The organism is Micromonospora sp. NPDC005173 (genome assembly GCF_040608515.1).
Lineage (GTDB): Bacteria > Actinomycetota > Actinomycetes > Mycobacteriales > Micromonosporaceae > Micromonospora.
This window is the reverse complement of sequence record NZ_JBEXIK010000032.1, coordinates 1-15,740: the sequence shown is the minus strand read 5'-3', so window position 1 is coordinate 15,740 and position 15,740 is coordinate 1. Positions and strand designations below refer to the sequence as shown.

Annotated in this window: 13 protein-coding genes; 9 read left to right on the top strand and 4 right to left on the bottom strand. The window is 72.2% G+C overall.

All coding sequences use genetic code 11. The annotated features are described in order from the left end of the window. Positions 1–68 precede the first annotated feature (68 nt). Positions 69–1,190, top strand: coding sequence for a sugar ABC transporter permease (locus ABZV00_RS27160; RefSeq protein ID WP_355610951.1), 1,122 nt, complete (start codon positions 69–71; stop codon positions 1,188–1,190). Between the two features lies 1 nt (position 1,191). Continuing rightward, positions 1,192–2,079, top strand: coding sequence for a carbohydrate ABC transporter permease (locus tag ABZV00_RS27155; protein ID WP_355610948.1), 888 nt, complete (start codon positions 1,192–1,194; stop codon positions 2,077–2,079). A 46-nt stretch (positions 2,080–2,125) separates the two neighbouring features. On the opposite strand, the gene ABZV00_RS27150 is transcribed toward ABZV00_RS27155, so the two are convergent. Next, positions 2,126–2,710 carry a GNAT family N-acetyltransferase gene (locus tag ABZV00_RS27150; RefSeq protein ID WP_355610945.1) on the bottom strand — a complete coding sequence of 195 codons (585 nt, stop codon included), beginning with the start codon at positions 2,708–2,710 and terminating at the stop codon, positions 2,126–2,128. Between the two features lie 35 nt (positions 2,711–2,745). On the opposite strand from ABZV00_RS27150, the gene ABZV00_RS27145 reads away from it, so the two are divergent. Beyond that, positions 2,746–4,020, top strand: coding sequence for a glycosyltransferase 87 family protein (locus ABZV00_RS27145; protein ID WP_355610942.1), 1,275 nt, complete (start codon positions 2,746–2,748; stop codon positions 4,018–4,020). On the opposite strand, the gene ABZV00_RS27140 is transcribed toward ABZV00_RS27145, so the two are convergent. Further along, positions 3,919–4,470, bottom strand: coding sequence for a GNAT family N-acetyltransferase (locus ABZV00_RS27140; protein WP_355610939.1), 552 nt, complete (start codon positions 4,468–4,470; stop codon positions 3,919–3,921). The genes ABZV00_RS27145 and ABZV00_RS27140 overlap by 102 nt on opposite strands. A 79-nt stretch (positions 4,471–4,549) precedes the next feature. On the opposite strand from ABZV00_RS27140, the gene ABZV00_RS27135 reads away from it, so the two are divergent. From ABZV00_RS27135 to ABZV00_RS27115, 5 genes are all read left to right on the top strand, one after another. Beyond that, the gene (locus ABZV00_RS27135; protein WP_355610936.1) at positions 4,550–5,779 is read left to right on the top strand and encodes a crosslink repair DNA glycosylase YcaQ family protein; all 1,230 of its coding nucleotides are present in this window, start codon (positions 4,550–4,552) and stop codon (positions 5,777–5,779) included. 94 nt (positions 5,780–5,873) lie between these two features. Then, on the top strand, positions 5,874–6,497 hold the full coding sequence (locus tag ABZV00_RS27130; RefSeq protein WP_355611057.1) for a DUF2752 domain-containing protein: 624 nt from the start codon (positions 5,874–5,876) through the stop codon (positions 6,495–6,497). 789 nt (positions 6,498–7,286) lie between these two features. Continuing rightward, a complete protein-coding gene (thyX, locus tag ABZV00_RS27125) occupies positions 7,287–8,027 on the top strand; it encodes an FAD-dependent thymidylate synthase (RefSeq protein ID WP_355611054.1) in 741 nt (246 codons plus the stop codon). A gap of 47 nt (positions 8,028–8,074) precedes the next feature. After that, on the top strand, positions 8,075–9,001 hold the full coding sequence (dapA, locus tag ABZV00_RS27120) for a 4-hydroxy-tetrahydrodipicolinate synthase (protein ID WP_355610933.1): 927 nt from the start codon (positions 8,075–8,077) through the stop codon (positions 8,999–9,001). Positions 9,002–9,053: 52 nt separating this feature from the next. Beyond that, positions 9,054–10,742: a ribonuclease J gene (locus ABZV00_RS27115; RefSeq protein ID WP_355610930.1), complete on the top strand. Its 1,689-nt coding sequence runs from the start codon at positions 9,054–9,056 to the stop codon at positions 10,740–10,742. Between the two features lie 99 nt (positions 10,743–10,841). Here ABZV00_RS27115 and ABZV00_RS27110 read toward each other — a convergent pair whose 3' ends face one another. Both ABZV00_RS27110 and ABZV00_RS27105 read right to left on the bottom strand, forming a co-directional pair. After that, the gene (locus ABZV00_RS27110; protein ID WP_355611051.1) at positions 10,842–12,461 is read right to left on the bottom strand and encodes a YbjN domain-containing protein; all 1,620 of its coding nucleotides are present in this window, start codon (positions 12,459–12,461) and stop codon (positions 10,842–10,844) included. A gap of 107 nt (positions 12,462–12,568) precedes the next feature. Then, the gene (locus ABZV00_RS27105; RefSeq protein WP_355610927.1) at positions 12,569–13,048 is read right to left on the bottom strand and encodes a YbjN domain-containing protein; all 480 of its coding nucleotides are present in this window, start codon (positions 13,046–13,048) and stop codon (positions 12,569–12,571) included. Between the two features lie 113 nt (positions 13,049–13,161). Here ABZV00_RS27105 and ABZV00_RS27100 point away from each other — a divergent pair, with 113 nt between their 5' ends. After that, complete coding sequence (locus ABZV00_RS27100; protein ID WP_355610924.1) at positions 13,162–15,618, top strand: DNA translocase FtsK; 2,457 nt, start codon at positions 13,162–13,164, stop codon at positions 15,616–15,618. The last annotated feature ends 122 nt before the right edge of the window (positions 15,619–15,740 follow it).

The following is a 15,740-nucleotide window of genomic DNA, read 5'->3' as shown; positions in this document are numbered from 1 at the left end:
GGGGGTCCCGGTAGCACCCGGGGCCCCCGCTTCACCTTCGGCCCGAGACAGGGAGGGAGGGAAGGAAGATGGCAACCGAGACACTGGCCGCTGTGGCGACCGCGCCGGGGAGGAGCCCTCGCCGAGGCCGGGGCGGCATCCGCAGCAACGAGAACGTCGCCGGCTGGCTCTTCGTCGCACCGGTGATCGTCATCCTGGGGTTGTTCCTGCTGCTGCCGATCCTGATGGCGTTCTGGGTCAGCCTGACCGACTGGAACGGTCAGGGCAGCCCGTTCACGGGTGAGGTGCCGTTCGTCGGCGGGCACAACTACACCCAGTTGTTCACCGAGGACGGGCTGGCCCGCCGCGACTTCATGACCAGCATCCGCAACAACATCTACTACGTGGCGATCGTGGTGCCGGCGCAGACCGCCCTCGCCCTCGGGCTGGCGCTGGTCGTCAACAACCGGATGCTCAAGGGCAAGAGCTTCTTCCGCAGCGCCTTCTACTTCCCCTCGGTCACCAGCTCGGTCGCGATCAGCGTGGTGTTCCTGTTCCTCTTCGCCAACTCCGGGGCGGTCAACGCGCTGCTCGGCTTCCTCGGGATCGACGGCCCGGAGTGGTTCGCGGACTCCCGGGGCGTGCTGCACCTGCTGTTCGGCGCGGTCGGTGTCGACTCGCCCCCGGCGGCGCTGACCGACGGCGGCCCGTTCGGGCTGAGCTGGTGGGACTGGCTGGCCGGACCCAGCGTGGCGATGATATCGATCATCACTCTGGTGGTCTGGACCACCTCCGGCACCTTCATGCTGATGTTCCTGGCCGGGTTGCAGAACGTGCCGGTCGCCCTCGACGAGGCGAGCACCCTAGACGGCGCGTCCCGGTGGCAGCGGTTCCGGCACGTCACCCTGCCGCTGATCAGGCCGACCACCTTCCTGGTGCTCACCCTCGGCCTGATCGGCTCCTGGCAGGTCTTCGACCAGGTGTACGTGATGAGTCAGGGTGGCCCGGCCAAGACCACGCTCACCCCGGCCTACCTGTCGTACCGGACCGCGTTCCGGGACTTCGACTACGGCTCCGGCGCGGCGATCTCGTTCGTGCTGTTCCTGATCATCATCGTGCTCACGCTGATCCAGCGCCGGGCGCTGGCCGAACGGGACACCGACCGGCCGCGCCGCGGCTGGTGGCGTCGGCGCGTACCGGAGAGGTCCTGAGATGGCCGTGCTGACCGACCGCCCGCCGGCGGCGCCCGCGCGGCGCGACCAGCGCGCGGCCCGCACGCTGGCCACCCGCTTCCTGGGGTACGCCACGCTGGTCTTCTTCGGGCTGGTGTTCCTCTACCCGTTCGTCATCCAGATCGGCAACGCGCTCAAGACCGAGTCGGACGCGGCGGCCAACCCGCTCTCGCCGTTCCCGGACCCGCTCTCGCTGGCCGGCTTCGAACGAATCTTCGCGGGCACCAGTTTCCCGCTCTGGCTGGGCAACTCGCTACTGGTGACGGTGCTGGTCACCATCGGTCGGGTGTTCTTCGACTCGCTCGCCGGGTACGCGCTGGCCCGGCTGCGGTTCCGGGGTCGCGGCGGGCTGTTCGCCGCGGTCATCGCGGTGATGGCGGTGCCGGGAGTGGTACTGCTGATCCCGAAGTTCCTGGTGCTCAACCAGCTCGGCCTCTACAACAGCTACGCCGGTCTCGTGGTGCCGCTGCTGGCCGACGCGGCCGGCGTGTTCATCATGAAGCAGTTCTTCGAGTCGATCCCGCTGAGCGTGGAGGAGGCCGCCCGGATCGACGGGGCGAGTATCTTCCGGACCTTCTGGTCGGTGGTGCTGCCGATGGCGAAACCGGCGCTGATCACCCTGACCATCCTGTCGTTCCAGGGCTCCTGGAACGAGTTTCCGCACAGCCTGGTGGCGGTGCAGGACCCGGACCTGTTCACCCTGCCGCGTGGCCTGGCCGACCTGGTCAGCGGGTCGCTCGGCAGTGGCACCCAGTATCCGCTCAAGCTGGGCGCCGCGCTGCTGGCCACCATCCCGGTGGCGATCATCTTCGTGGTGTTCCAGCGGTACTTCGTCCGGGACGCCAACGACGGCTCCGACAAGGGCTGACCCGATAGGTGTGGCGGCCCCGGCGCGGGCCGCCACATCGGTCACGTCAGTCGTCCGCTGGCACCTTCTCGGGCGGAACGCCCACGTGCAGGCGCACCTGGGGCACCAGCATGTCGTCGACGTCCAACGCCCGGGCCGAGCCGTCGGGCTCCCAACCGGTGCTGGTGAGGAACTTCCGGGTCGCCTCGTCACCTTCGAACGCCCAGGCCACCGCCCGGCTCAGGCCGTCTTCCCGCCACAGGTCGACGGTGGCGGCGAGCAGCCGGCTGCCGTGCCCACGCCGACCCCAGCGCGGCTCGACCAGCAGGTCGGTCACCGCAGCCACGTCCGGGCCGAGCGCGTCGGCCGGCTCGCCCGGAGCCAGCGCCTCGGCGTCGGCCGGGCCGGAGGCGGCGAACCCCACCAGATACGATTGCTCGGCCTGTTCGACGGCGACCAGCACCCGGTGTGCGCCAGAGGGCGGCTCCAGCACCGCGGCGCTCCACCGCCGGGCGAGGAACGCCTCGTCCAGGTTGTCGAGCACGTGCCGAGGCAGGATCCGGCGGTACGCGACCCGCCAGGTCGCGAGCTGGATGCGTGCGATCTCGCCGGCGTCCTCAGGACGCGCCGGGCGGACGTACCCGAGAGCCATGGGACGGAAGCCTACGCAGGGCCAGGGAGGCGACGGTGGCGCAGGGTGCCAACAGGACGGCCGCGCAGGTCGTCGGCGTGGTGGTGCTCGCCGCGGCGGTCACCGCGTTCCTCACCGTCGCGGCCGTGCGACACGGCTTCTTCGACCTGAAGGTCTACTACGGCGCGTTGACGTGGTGGGTGCACGACGGTGGGGAGATCTACGACTACCTCAAGCCCGGCACCCAGTACGGCTTCACCTACCCGCCGTTCGCGGCGCTGGTCATGCTGCCGATGGCGTACCTGCCGTGGTCGGCCGCGATCGTGGTGAGCGTGCTCGCCAGCGTGGTCACCACCACGGTGCTGATCTGGTGGCTGGTCGACCCGATCGCCCGGCGGGCCGGCTGGACCGGGTGGTTCGCCCTCGCCGTGGCGCTCTGCCTGGCCGCCGCGTTCGAGCCGATGCGGGAGACGGTCAACTTCGGCCAGGTCAACATGTTGCTGCTCTTTCTGGTGGCGGTGGATCTGCTGCGACTGCTGCCGGCCGGCAACCGGTGGGCCGGGGTGGGCATCGGGCTGGCCACCGCGATCAAGCTGACCCCGGGCATCTTCATCGTCTACCTGCTGGTCACCGGGCGCTGGCGGGCGGCGCTCACCGCCAGCGGCGCCGCCGCCGGGGTTTCGCTGCTGGCTGGCGCGCTCTTCCCGGACGCCTCCCGCGAGTTCTGGACCGAAGCGCTGTGGAACACCGGTCGGGTGGGCGAGTTGGCGTTCGTCTCCAACCAGTCGCTGCGCGGGGTGGTCGCCCGGCTCAACCCGGAGCACCCGAGCACCCTGCTCTGGCTGCTGTTGGTGCTCGGCACCCTGGCGCTCTGGGCCTGGCGGTCCCGGGCCGCCGTCGCGGCCGGCGACGAGGCGACCGGCCTGGCGCTGACCGGCGCGGTGATGTGCCTGGTCAGCCCGGTCACCTGGGTGCACCACCTGGTCTGGCTGCTGCCCGCGCTGATCCTGCTGGTCGACAACGCGATGGCCGCTCCGGCCGGTGGCCGCCGCCGGATCCTGCTGGTAGCCGCGACCGTCGGGTACGTGCTGCTGATCAGCCGGACCGTCTGGTTCTGGGAGAAGGACTTCACCGGCGTCGACGGCTTCGTGGGCAGCAACGCCTACGTCTGGATCAGCCTGGCGCTGCTGGCCTTCCTGCCGGTGCGCCGGTGGCTGACCCCGGGCGGGTCAGCCGTCGAGTCGTCCGGCGTACCGCAGCTCGACCAGTCCGACCGGCGGGCTCCCACCGGCGAGCGGCACGTGGTAGGTCGACCGCTCACCGTCCGCTGACAGTCCGGCCCGCTCACAGAACCGGCGGGCCCGCAGGTTCTCCGCCAGTACCCACAGCCGGTAGCCGGTCCAGCCCCGCTCGGTGAGCCCGGCTCGGGCGGCGGCCAGCAGCGCGGCAGCGGTCCCGTCGCCCCAGCAGGCCGGCTCCACGTAGAGCGCCAGCACCTCGCCGACCGCCGGGTCCAGGTCGTCCCGGTCCTGGTTGCGGCGGTACGGCCCGAAGGTGGTGAAGCCGACCACCAGCCCGTCCACCTCGCCGAGCAGGGTGGTGAACGGATGCTCCGGGTCGGCGGTACCGATGTCGCGTCGGCGCTGCGCCCAGGCCAGCACGTTGAGCCGCCCGAGCACCTCGTCCGGCATGAACCCGGCGTAGCCCGCCTGCCAGCCGTGCACGTGTACCCGGGCGACCGCCTCGGCGTCGTCCGGTTCCTCCCGGCGGATGGTCAGCATTGCACCGTTCTATGCCCCGGTAGCCGTCCCGTCCAGCTTCCCGCACCGGCGTCGTACCAATGAATTAGGGTCCCCGACGATGGCCGCACCGGAATCACTCTCGCTTGCCCAGGCCCGGCGGGTGGCGCTCGCCGCCCAGGGCTTCGCCGACCCGGCCCCGGCCGGGTTGCCCACCCGTCGGCATCTGCGCCGGGTGCTCGACCGGGTCGGGCTGATCCAGATGGACTCGGTCAACGTGCTGCAACGCGCGCACTACCTGCCGCTGTACAGCCGACTCGGGCCCTATCCGACCACCCTGCTCGACCAGGCCGCCTACCGCCGCCCCCGCGAGCTGTTCGAATACTGGGGCCACGAGGCGTCGCTGGTCCCGGTCGGTCTGCATCCGACACTGCGCTGGCGGATGGCTCGGGCGCACAGCGAGTCCTGGGGTGGCATGCGGCGGATCGCTCAGGAGCAGCCGGAGCTGGTGACCTGGGTGCGCGACGAGGTGGCCGCCCGTGGTCCGCTGACCGCCGCTGAGATCGAACACGACGCACCACGGGAGACCGGCAACTGGGGGTGGAACTGGTCGGCGGTGAAACGGGCGCTGGAGTTCCTGTTCTGGGCCGGTGAGGTGACCGCCGCAGAGCGCAGCACCTCCTTCGCCCGCCGCTACGACCTGCCCGAGCGGGTGCTGCCGCCGGCCGTGCTGGCCGCGTCCACCCCGACCGACGCCGAGGCGTACCGGACCCTGGTCGCCCTCGCCGCGCGGTCGCTCGGGGTGGCCGCCGAGCCGGAGCTGCGCGACTACTACCGGCTGCCACTGGCCGGTGCCCGGCAGGCCGTCGCGGAGCTGGCCGAAGCCGGTGAGCTGGTGCCGGTCACCGTGCCGGGCTGGCGGCAGCCGACCTGGCTGCACACGAGCGCCCGGCTGCCGCGCTGGGTCCGGGGCAACACACTGGTCAGCCCGTTCGACCCGCTGATCTGGGAGCGCAGCCGCACCGAACGGCTCTTCGACTTCAGCTACCGGATCGAGATCTACGTCCCGGCGCCGCAGCGGGTGTACGGCTACTACGTGCTGCCCTTCCTCCAGGGTGATCGGTTCACCGCGCGGGTCGACCTGAAGGCCGATCGCAAGGCCAGGGTGCTGCTGGTGCCGGCCGCGTGGATCGAGCCCGGGGCCGACCCGGGGGAGACCGCAGTGGCGCTCGCCGCCGAGCTGTACCGGCTCGCCGGCTGGCTCGGGTTGGACGCGGTGGCGCCGCCTGCGGCCGGCGACCTGGCCGGTCCGCTCACCGCCGCGTTGGCCGGCGTGTCCGGTGTACCGTGAGCGCGTGACGAGCGCTCCCGGACCGGTCGACCAACCGCAGCCCGCGCCCGGGACGGTCCCGGCCTGGCCGGACGGCCAGCCGGCGTCGCCGACCGTGGCGGTCGCGGCCGAGCCGCCGGGCGGGTTCCCAGCCGGCGCTGCCGACACCGGCCCCGCCGGCTACCCGACGAGCCCACAGGGCGGCTGGCCGGCGAGCCCACAGGGCGGCTACCCGACAAGCCCGCAGGATGGCTGGCCGGCGAGCCCGCAGGGCAGCTACCCGGTCACCGAGCCGGACCGGCTCACCCGGTTCGTGCTGCGGCTCTACGAGCGCTCGCCGCGCTGGGCGGTGCCGCTGGCCGCGGTCGGCTGCGTCGCAGTCGGCATGGCTTACGCGCTGGTCAGCGACCCGACCCACGCCGACCCGGACGCCGCGCCGACCTGCCTGCTCAAGCTGACGACAGGGCTGGACTGTCCGGGCTGCGGAGGCACCCGCGCGCTCTGGTACGTGTTGCACGGCGACCTGCCGGCCGCTGCCCGGCACCACTTCCTGTTCATCTTCGCGCTGCCGTTCCTGGCGTACCTCTTCGTGGCCTGGGCGGGCAACCAGGCGTTCGGCTGGCGGCTGCCCGAATTGCGGATCAGCTCCAAGGTCATCGGTGGCTTCCTGGCCGCGTGGCTCGCCTTCTCGGTGCTGCGCAACCTGCCCTGGGCGCCGTTCACCGCGTTCTACGTCTGACCCGGCGCCGCTGGCGGTGTCTCCGCCTGGGCTCGCCAGGCCCCTTGTCGTGCCTGTCGAGCTGCCCCAGATATGGGGCGGTCGCGCCGCGCCGTGGGTGACCCGCCGCCGTGCGCTCTGGCTGAGCCGCCGCCAGGCGATCGGGTCGCTGGGGGTGAGCGAGACCGACCTCGTGTCACGGTGATCCGCGGGTCGAGCGCCGTGCTGCGTCCCATATTTGGGGCAGCTCGACAGGCGGCGGGGACCGTTGGGCCGCTTGGGTGAGCGTCGAGGTCGCCGTCGTGTCGCGGTGATCTGCTGGTCGAGCGCCGTGCCGCGTCCCACTCGTGTCGCGGGTATCTGCCGGTCCAGGGTCGTGCCGTGTCCCATATTTGGGGCAGCTCGACACGCGGCGGGGGAGCGTCGGGCCGCTTGGATGAGCGTCGAGGTCGCCGTCGTGTCGCGGTGATCTGCCGGTTCAGGGCTGAGCCGCGTCCCATGTTTGGGGCAGCTCGACAGGCCGCGGGGGACTGTCGGGCCGCTTGGGTGAGCGTCGAGGTTGCCGTCGTGTCGCGGTGATCTGCCGGTTCAGGGTCGTGCTGCGTCCCATATTTGGGGCAGCTCGACACGCAGTGCGGGACCCGGCCGGGAGGCGGCGGGCAGCGGGTCCCGATCGTCGAGATCTTGGACACCTGCGGGCCCGATGGGCCGGGACGTATCGGTGATTTGGCGGCGGCTGGGCGGTTTCGCCACCGCGAGCCCGAGTTGGGTGCGGGGCCGGCGACCATTACAGTCCCAGGCATGCCGGAGATGGTGCAGCCCCAGGTCAAGTTGATCGCGTGGACCCAGTTCGCGGCCCCGGACGACGTGCCGTGGTCGACCGACGCGGAGGGTGGCCAGGCGCTCGCCGAGTTCGCCGGCCGGGCCTGCTACCAATCGTGGAAGAAGCCGAACCCGGCGACCGCCACCAACGCCGGCTACCTCGCGCACATCCTCGAGGTCGGGCACCTCTCGGTGCTGGAGCACGGCTCGGTCACCTTCTACTTCACCGGGGTGTCCCGCTCCTTCACCCATGAGCTGATCCGGCACCGGCACTTCTCGTACTCCCAGCTCTCCCAGCGGTACGTCCCGGAGCGGGACGCGGCCATGGTCGAGCCGGCGGTGATCGCCGACGACCCGGAGCTGCACAAGCGCTTCGTCGAGGCCGCCGAGGCGAGCGTGCGGGCGTACAACGAACTGCTGGAGGGGCTGGAGCAGCGCTTCTCCGACGAGCCGAACCCGACGCTGCGTCGCAAGCAGGCCCGGCAGGCGGCCCGCGCGGTGCTGCCCAACGCCACCGAGACCCGCATCGTGGTCACCGGCAACTACCGGGCCTGGCGGCACTTCATCTCGATGCGGGCCACCGAGCACGCCGACGTGGAGATCCGTGAGCTGGCCGTGGAGTGCCTGCGCCAGTTGCTGGCGGTCGCCCCGAATGTCTTCGCCGACTTCGTGATCTCCACGCTGCCGGACGGCACCGAGGTGGCGGCCAGCCCGCACGAGGCGTCCTGAGCCCTTCCCCGGCGGGTGCCGACTGGTCGTCCGCTAGGTTGGAGGGTATGACGCACGACCACCCTGACGCGGCCGCCCGGCCGGTGTCCCGCCCCTTCGGGCGGCTGCTCACAGCCATGGTGAGCCCGTTCACTCCCGACGGCTCGCTCGACCTCGACGGCGTCGTCCGGCTGGCGAGCCACCTGGTCGACGAACAGGGCAACGACGCGCTGGTGGTCAACGGCACCACCGGCGAGTCGCCGACCACCACCGATGCGGAAAAGGAACGCCTGATCCGGGCCGTGGTGGAGGCCGTCGGTGACCGCGCCAAGGTGGTCGCCGGGGTCGGCACCAACGACACCCGGCACACCATCGAGCTGGCCTCCGCCGCCGAGAAGGCGGGCGCGCACGGCCTGCTGGTGGTCACCCCGTACTACAACAAGCCGCCGCAGAGCGGTCTGCTGCGGCACTTCACCGCGGTGGCCGACGCCACCGGCCTGCCGGTGATGCTGTACGACATCCCACACCGCTCCGGTGTGCCGATCGACACCGAGACGCTGGTCCGGCTCGCCGAGCACGGCCGGATCGTCGCGGTCAAGGACGCCAAGGGCGACCTGACCGCCACCAGCTGGGTGACCAGCCGGACCGCCCTCGCCTTCTACAGCGGCGAGGACGCACTCACCCTGCCGGCGCTGGCCGTCGGCAGCGTGGGCGTGGTCGGCACCTCGACGCACTTCACCGGGGCGCTGACCGCACAGATGATCGAGGCGTACGACGCGGGGGACATGCCGGCCGCGCTGGCGCTGCACCGGCGGCTGCTGCCGCTGTTCACCGGCATCTTCCGCACCCAGGGCACCATCCTGGTAAAGGCGGGCCTGGCGGCGTTGGGCCTGCCGGCCGGCCCGGTGCGACCCCCGCTGGTGGATGCCACCGACGACGAGATAGCCCAGCTGCGCGCGGACTTCGCGGCGGCGGGCCTGGAGCTGCCCGAATGATCGAACGACACGATGGGCGCCGACTGACGGCGTCGCAGAATGAGGTGGACGCGTGACCGAGGCGCACATCGAGGCGGAACTGCCCCCGCCGCTGCCGGAAGGTGGCCTGCGGATCATCCCGCTCGGCGGGCTTGGCGCCATCGGTCGCAACATGACCGTCTTCGAGTACGACGGCAAGTTGCTGATCGTCGACTGCGGGGTGCTCTTCCCCGACGTCGAGCAGCCGGGCGTGGATCTGATCCTGCCCGACTTCGGTCCGATCCTGGACCGGCTGGCTGACGTCCAGGCGATCGTGCTGACCCACGGCCACGAGGACCACATCGGCGCGGTGCCCTACCTGCTCGCCCACAAGCCGGACATCCCGCTGGTCGGCTCACAGTTCACCCTCGCCCTGGTCGAGGCGAAGCTGGCCGAGCGGCGGATCCAGCCGTACACGCTGACCGTGCGGGAGGGCGGCCGGGAGCGGCTCGGCCCGTTCGAGTGCGAGTTCTTCGCGGTCAACCACTCGATCCCGGACGCCCTCGCCGTGGCCATCCGCACCCCGGCCGGCCTGGTGCTGCACACCGGCGACTTCAAGATGGACCAGCTCCCGCTGGACGGCCGGATCACCGACCTGGCCGGCTTCGCCCGGCTCGGCGCCGAGGGCGTCGACCTGCTGCTGTCCGACTCCACCAACGCGGAGATCCCCGGCTTCGTCACCCCGGAGCGGGAGATCGGGCCGGTGCTCGACTCGATCTTCGCGAAGGCCAAGGGCCGGATCATCGTGGCCTCGTTCGCCTCGCACGTGCACCGGGTGCAGCAGGTCTTCGACTCCGCTGCGGAGCACAACCGCAAGGTCGCGCTGATCGGGCGGTCCATGGTCCGCAACATGGGCATCGCCCGGGACCTCGGCCTGCTCAACATCCCGGCCGGCCTGGTCGTCGGGATCGAGGAGGCGACCACGCTGCCGCCCGATCAGATCGTGCTGATGTCCACCGGCTCGCAGGGTGAGCCGATGAGCGCGCTGGGCCGGATGGCCAGCGGGGACCATCGGCACATCACCATCGCCCCCGGCGACACCGTCGTGCTGGCCAGCTCGCTGGTGCCGGGCAACGAGACCTCGGTCTACCGGGTGATCAACCGGCTGGCCCGGGCCGGCGCGGTGGTCGTGCACAAGGACGTGGCGAAGGTGCACGTCTCCGGGCACGCCCCGGCCGGGGAGCTGCTCTACCTGCTCAACGTGGTCCGGCCCAGCAACCTGATGCCGGTGCACGGCGAGTGGCGTCACCTGCGCGCCCACGCCCGGCTGGGCATCGAGTCCGGGGTGGCCGCCGACCGGGTCGTGATCTGCGAGGACGGCGACGTGGTCGACCTCGTCGAGGGCCGGGCCACCCTGGTGGGGCACGTGAAGAGCCGGTACGTCTACGTCGACGGCCTCGCGGTCGGTGACGTGAGTGAGTCGCTGCTCACCGAGCGGCGGATACTCGGCGACGGCGGTTTCATCGCCACCACCGTGGTCGTCGACTCGGTCACCGGCAAGGTGGTCGCCGGCCCGACCCTGTCCGCGAAGGGCTTCTCCGAGGACCCGGAGGCGTTCAACCCGGTGATCCCGCTGGTCACCGAGGCGCTCAACCGGGCCGCCGCGGACGGCATCACCGACCCGCACCAGCTCCAGCAGATCGTCCGGCGGACCGTGGGGCGGTGGGTCAACGACGCGTACCGTCGTCGGCCGATGATCGTGCCCACCGTCGTCGAGGTCTGACACCGCGCGTTCCGACGCCCGCCGCACCCCAGGTGCGGCGGGCGTCGCCGTGCACGGACCGGACCGGGTGCCGACCGGCGGGTCGGCCCGGCATGCGGGTCAGCGCAGCGCGGCGACCGCCTCGGCGTACGCGACGCCGGTGGCTATCGCGGCTTCCACCAGCACCAGCAACTGTGCCGGGGCCACCCCGTGCGCCAGGTCCGTGGCGACGTCGCCGGCCAGCATCAGCTCCTCGCCGAGGTCGTGCGCGTACGCCTTGGGCAGCAGCCGGTCGTGGTTCCACGCGTTGCAGAAGGCGTACGCCTCGGCGCGGCGGGTCGCCGGCAGCCGGCGGACGGCCATCGCCCGGGTGTGCAGCACCTCGCCACGCTCCCCGGCCTGGCGGAACTGGATCACCGCGTCACCCCACCGGCCGACCACCGTGCCGCCCTCGTCCACCAGGTACTGGTCGCCGCGCCGGTCCAGCACCGAGGTGATCAGATCGAGAGTGAGCGCCACCAGCTCCTGGTCGCCCAGGCCGGCACCGGGCTGGCCAGCGTCGGCCCGACCGTCGCCACCCGGGTCCGTGTCGGACTCGTCGGAGCGTCCGTCGTCGGTGGCGTCGTCGACGTGCTCGGCGTCGGTGGCGTCGGTGGGCAGCGGGACCGGTGCCGTGAGAGGGCGCTCGGCCAACCAGGCGGCCATCCGACCGGAGTGGTGGCCGGTGCCGTTGCGGGCGTCGAAGCTGCCGGCCAGTTCGCTGGCCACCCCGACCAGCAGCGCGCCGAGCATGGACACGTCCAGCGCGGTGGCCGGCCGCCCGCCGTACCCCGGGCGCTGGACGGGCCGCCCGCCCAGCCCGGCCTCGACGGCCAGCCCGCAGACCAGCGCGCCAGCGGCGGCGAACTCCATCGCGGCGAGGTCGTCGGTGGGCCGGTCCAGCCGGGGCAGTTGCTCGGCCAGGATGGCCAGCCCGCGTTCCAGGTGCCCGCCCAGCGCACAGAACCGCAGGTGCGCCGCGAGGTGCGGGAACGCGGCACGCTCACGCCGGTGCCGGCGGTACGACCGCACGTGCGCCACCGCCGCCCGCTCCGGCTCGCCGGCCCGCAGCGCGGGCAGCAGCCCGGCGACCAGTGCCCGCTCGGGCTGGTCGGTACAGGCCTCCAGGTCGCCGGGGGACTCCCGCAACTCGGTGAGCGCGGCTCGCCACTCACCCCAACCGGCCAGCAGCTCCGCACGCCGGGCGGGAGCGCAGCCCGGGCAACCGCCGGCCGGTCCGGGGCGCGTGCCCGCCCAGCGCCCGTACCAGTGGCGGGCGGTGGGCTCGTCGCCGAGATGGTCGGCGATCCGGGTGCGCAGCTCCGCGACGGTCGGCACGTCGGGCCCGTCCGCCCCGACCCGGTGGGCCAGATCGTCCAGCAGGGACCGGGTCTGGTCCAGCCCGACCCGGGGGGTGCCGAGCAGAGCCTCCACCGCGTACCGCTGGTAGCGCAGCAGCAGCCCGGCGTCGGTGTCGGTGAGCAGCTCGGGACGGTGGTCGACGGCGGCCCGGCAGCGCCGTACCGGCTCCACCAGCCGCCACCGCTCCCCGTGCAGCAGGTACGCCTCGATCAGCGCGAACCGGGCGTCCACCCCGGACCGCACGTCCCCGGCCGCGTCGGACCGCTCGGCGAGCCGTTCCAGGGCCACCAGTCGGCCCGGACCGTCGGGTAGGTCCCGGGCGTCGGCGAGCGCGGCCACCAGTGCGGGAACGCGACGGTCGGCGACCCGGTCACGGGGAGTGGCGTGCGGCGCGCCGGGGTCGACCGCCCGGTCGGTCCGGCTGCCCGTGGACTCCTCCCGGCCGGTCACGCCGGCACCGCGCCCGGCAACCGGCCGACCGCCACGGCGAGCTGGCAGCCGGCCGAGATGCCACAGTCGAGTAGCTGGTCGAGCTGGTGTGGGGTCACCCCACGCTCCAGGTCGGTGATCACCTCGCCGTAGACCCGGGCCCGGCCGTCATCGTCGACGTGCACGAACGCCTTCGGCCAGAGCCGGTCGTGGTTCCACGAGTTGCAGAAGGCGTACAGCGCGGGCACCTGCTCGATCGGGAAGGTGGGCGTGACCATGGTGCGGACCTGGAGCAGCTCGCCGTCCCCGCCGAGACGCAGGAACCAGATCAGGTTGTCGTCGAAGCGGCCCACCAGGTCGCCGTTCACCGACCGACCGACCCGCCGGCCGCGGGCGGCGAGCACCGCGGCGACCAGCTCGCCGGTCAGCGGGCGCAACGCACCCGGGTGCCCGGCCAGGGGATCGTCCGGACCGTCCTCGAATCCCGGCGACGCCATCGGGCATCCCTTCTGAGGCGGATATCACGACCGGCGGCGGTGTCCACGCTGCGACGCGCGGACACGACCCGGAAAAGCGGGGATCTGCGGGCCCCCACCGTTACCGTGACTCTATGGCGGGCCGTACCTCTCAGGCGAGCCGACGGCGCGGCGCGTCGCCGCGCGGTGGCTCCAACAGCCGTGCCCGTCAACCGGCGAAGAAGACCCGGGCACCGGTCCGGCGCCGCACGACACCCGCCCGTCCGGGCCCCGCCGTCTACGTCGGCCGCGCGGTCGGTGCACTGTGGATGGGTCTGGCGCACGGGATGGGCTGGGCGGTGCGGGCCGCTGGTCGGCAGGCCGCCTCCGCCCGTGACCTCGACCCCGAGCACCGCCGCGACGGCGGCGGGCTGCTGCTGTTCGGGCTCGCCCTGCTCAGCGCCGTCGCGCTCTGGTTCTCCGGGGCGGGCCCGGTGGGCGCGCGGCTGGCCGACTCGATCCGGCTGTTCCTGGGCGCGATCTCCGTGGTGGTGCCGGTGCTGCTGATGATCGGTGCCTGGCGGCTGATGCGCCAGCCGGCCGATCCCGCGCACCGGGGCCGAGGGCTGATCGGCTGGGGCTCGCTGCTGGTGTCCACCGCCGCGCTGCTCCAGATCGGCCAGGACCCGATCGACCCGGTGCAACGTGACTTCGCCGGCGGCCTGGTCGGCGCTGGCATCGGCGGGCTGCTGGAGCGGGCGGTCACCGCCTGGGTCGCGGTGCCGCTGCTGATCCTGCTGCTGCTCTTCGGCCTGCTCGTGGTGACCGCGACGCCGATCAACAAGATCCCCGAGCGGCTGGGCCTGCTCGCCGGTGGGCTGGTCGCCCCGCCGGACGCCACCGCGGAGGAGGCGGACGAGACGGCCGCCCGGCCGGCGCGCAAGCGACCGGCGAAGCGGATGCCGCCGCCGGTGGACCCGGATGACTTCGACGATCTGGACGGTGTCGACCTCCAGGAGACGATGGTCCTGCCGCGCAAGGCGCCGCGGAAGGTGCCGGCCAGCCGCAAACCGGCCGAGCCACCGGAGCACTCGCCTGCGCCGACCCGGGCCGAACAGCTCGCGCTGACCGGGCTGGCCGGCGACTACACCCTGCCGCCGGCCAACATGCTCAGCGCCGGTGCCGCCGCGAAGACCCGCAGCAAGGCCAACGACGAGGTGATCGCCGCGCTGACCGGCGTGTTCGACCAGTTCGATGTGGACGCCGCGGTCACCGGCTTCACCCGAGGCCCGACGGTCACCCGGTACGAGGTGGAGTTGGGGCACGGGGTCAAGGTCGAGCGGATCACCCAGCTCTCCCGCAACATCGCGTACGCGGTGAAGTCGCCGGACGTGCGGATCCTCAGCCCGATCCCGGGCAAGAGCGCGGTCGGCGTGGAGATCCCGAACACCGACCCGGAAAACGTCGCGCTCGGCGACGTGCTGCGCTCGCGGGCGGCGACCAGCGACCACCACCCGATGGTGGTGGCGCTCGGCAAGGACATCGAGGGCGGCTACGTGGTGGCCAACCTCGCCAAGATGCCGCACATTCTCATTGCCGGTGCCACCGGAGCCGGGAAATCGAGCTGCCTCAATACCTTGCTGGTGTCGGTCCTCACCCGCGCGACCCCGGACGAGGTGCGGCTGCTGCTGATCGACCCGAAGCGGGTCGAGATGACCGGGTACGAGGGCATCCCGCACCTGGTCACTCCGATCGTGACCAATGCCAAGAAGGCGGCGGACTCACTGGACTGGGTCGTCCGCGAGATGGACATGCGCTACGACGACCTCGCCGCCAACGGGGTCCGGCACATCGACGACTTCAACCGCAAGGTGCGCAACGGCGAGATCAAGGCCCCGCCGGGCAGCGAGCGGGAGATGCGCCCGTACCCGTACCTGCTGGTGATCGTGGACGAGCTGGCCGACCTGATGATGGTGGCGCCGCGCGACGTGGAGGACTCGGTCGTCCGGATCACTCAGCTGGCCCGGGCCGCGGGCATCCACCTGGTGTTGGCCACCCAGCGGCCCTCGGTCGACGTGGTGACCGGTCTGATCAAGGCCAACGTGCCGTCCCGGCTTGCGTTCGCGACCTCGTCCCTCGCGGACTCGCGGGTCATCCTCGACCAGCCGGGCGCGGAGAAGCTGCTCGGCCGCGGTGACGGGCTCTTCCTGCCGATGGGCGCCTCCAAGCCGGTACGGATCCAGGGCGCCTGGGTCACCGAGCGCGAGATCGCCGACGTGGTGAAGTTCTGCAAGGACCAGCGCGAGCCGGAGTTCCGCAAGGACGTGCTCGCCCCCGCGCAGGACACCAAGAAGAAGGTCGAGGAGGACATCGGCGACGACCTCGACCTGCTGGTGCAGGCGGTGGAGCTGGTGGTCACCTCGCAGTTCGGCTCCACCTCGATGCTTCAGCGCAAGCTGCGGGTCGGGTTCGCCAAGGCGGGACGGCTGATGGACCTGATGGAGACCCGCGGCGTGGTCGGGCCCTCGGAGGGCTCCAAGGCGCGCGACGTGCTGGTCAAGCCGGACGAGCTGGAGGAGGTCCTCGCCGGCCTGCGCGGCGACGAGGACTGAGCGGCTAGTGCGGTGGCCGCTAACGTGCGCCGGGTTGGTGAGTGGTTGGGAAGTTGTCGTACCGGTGGTGTTGGGTTCGGTTTGTGCCTCGTCGTCGGGATTCCGCTGCGCCGCGGGTCGTG

Excerpts from the sequence above, each read along its gene's own strand:
- ABZV00_RS27140 (WP_355610939.1), bottom strand. The coding sequence starts at position 4,470 with ATGCTGACCATCCGCCGGGAGGAACCGGACGACGCCGAGGCGGTCGCC.
- ABZV00_RS27155 (WP_355610948.1), top strand. The coding sequence starts at position 1,192 with ATGGCCGTGCTGACCGACCGCCCGCCGGCGGCGCCCGCGCGGCGCGAC.
- ABZV00_RS27150 (WP_355610945.1), bottom strand. The coding sequence starts at position 2,710 with ATGGCTCTCGGGTACGTCCGCCCGGCGCGTCCTGAGGACGCCGGCGAG.
- dapA (WP_355610933.1), top strand. The coding sequence starts at position 8,075 with ATGACGCACGACCACCCTGACGCGGCCGCCCGGCCGGTGTCCCGCCCC.
- ABZV00_RS27135 (WP_355610936.1), top strand. The coding sequence starts at position 4,550 with ATGGCCGCACCGGAATCACTCTCGCTTGCCCAGGCCCGGCGGGTGGCG.
- ABZV00_RS27160 (WP_355610951.1), top strand. The coding sequence starts at position 69 with ATGGCAACCGAGACACTGGCCGCTGTGGCGACCGCGCCGGGGAGGAGC.
- ABZV00_RS27105 (WP_355610927.1), bottom strand. The coding sequence starts at position 13,048 with ATGGCGTCGCCGGGATTCGAGGACGGTCCGGACGATCCCCTGGCCGGG.
- ABZV00_RS27100 (WP_355610924.1), top strand. The coding sequence starts at position 13,162 with ATGGCGGGCCGTACCTCTCAGGCGAGCCGACGGCGCGGCGCGTCGCCG.
- thyX (WP_355611054.1), top strand. The coding sequence starts at position 7,287 with ATGGTGCAGCCCCAGGTCAAGTTGATCGCGTGGACCCAGTTCGCGGCC.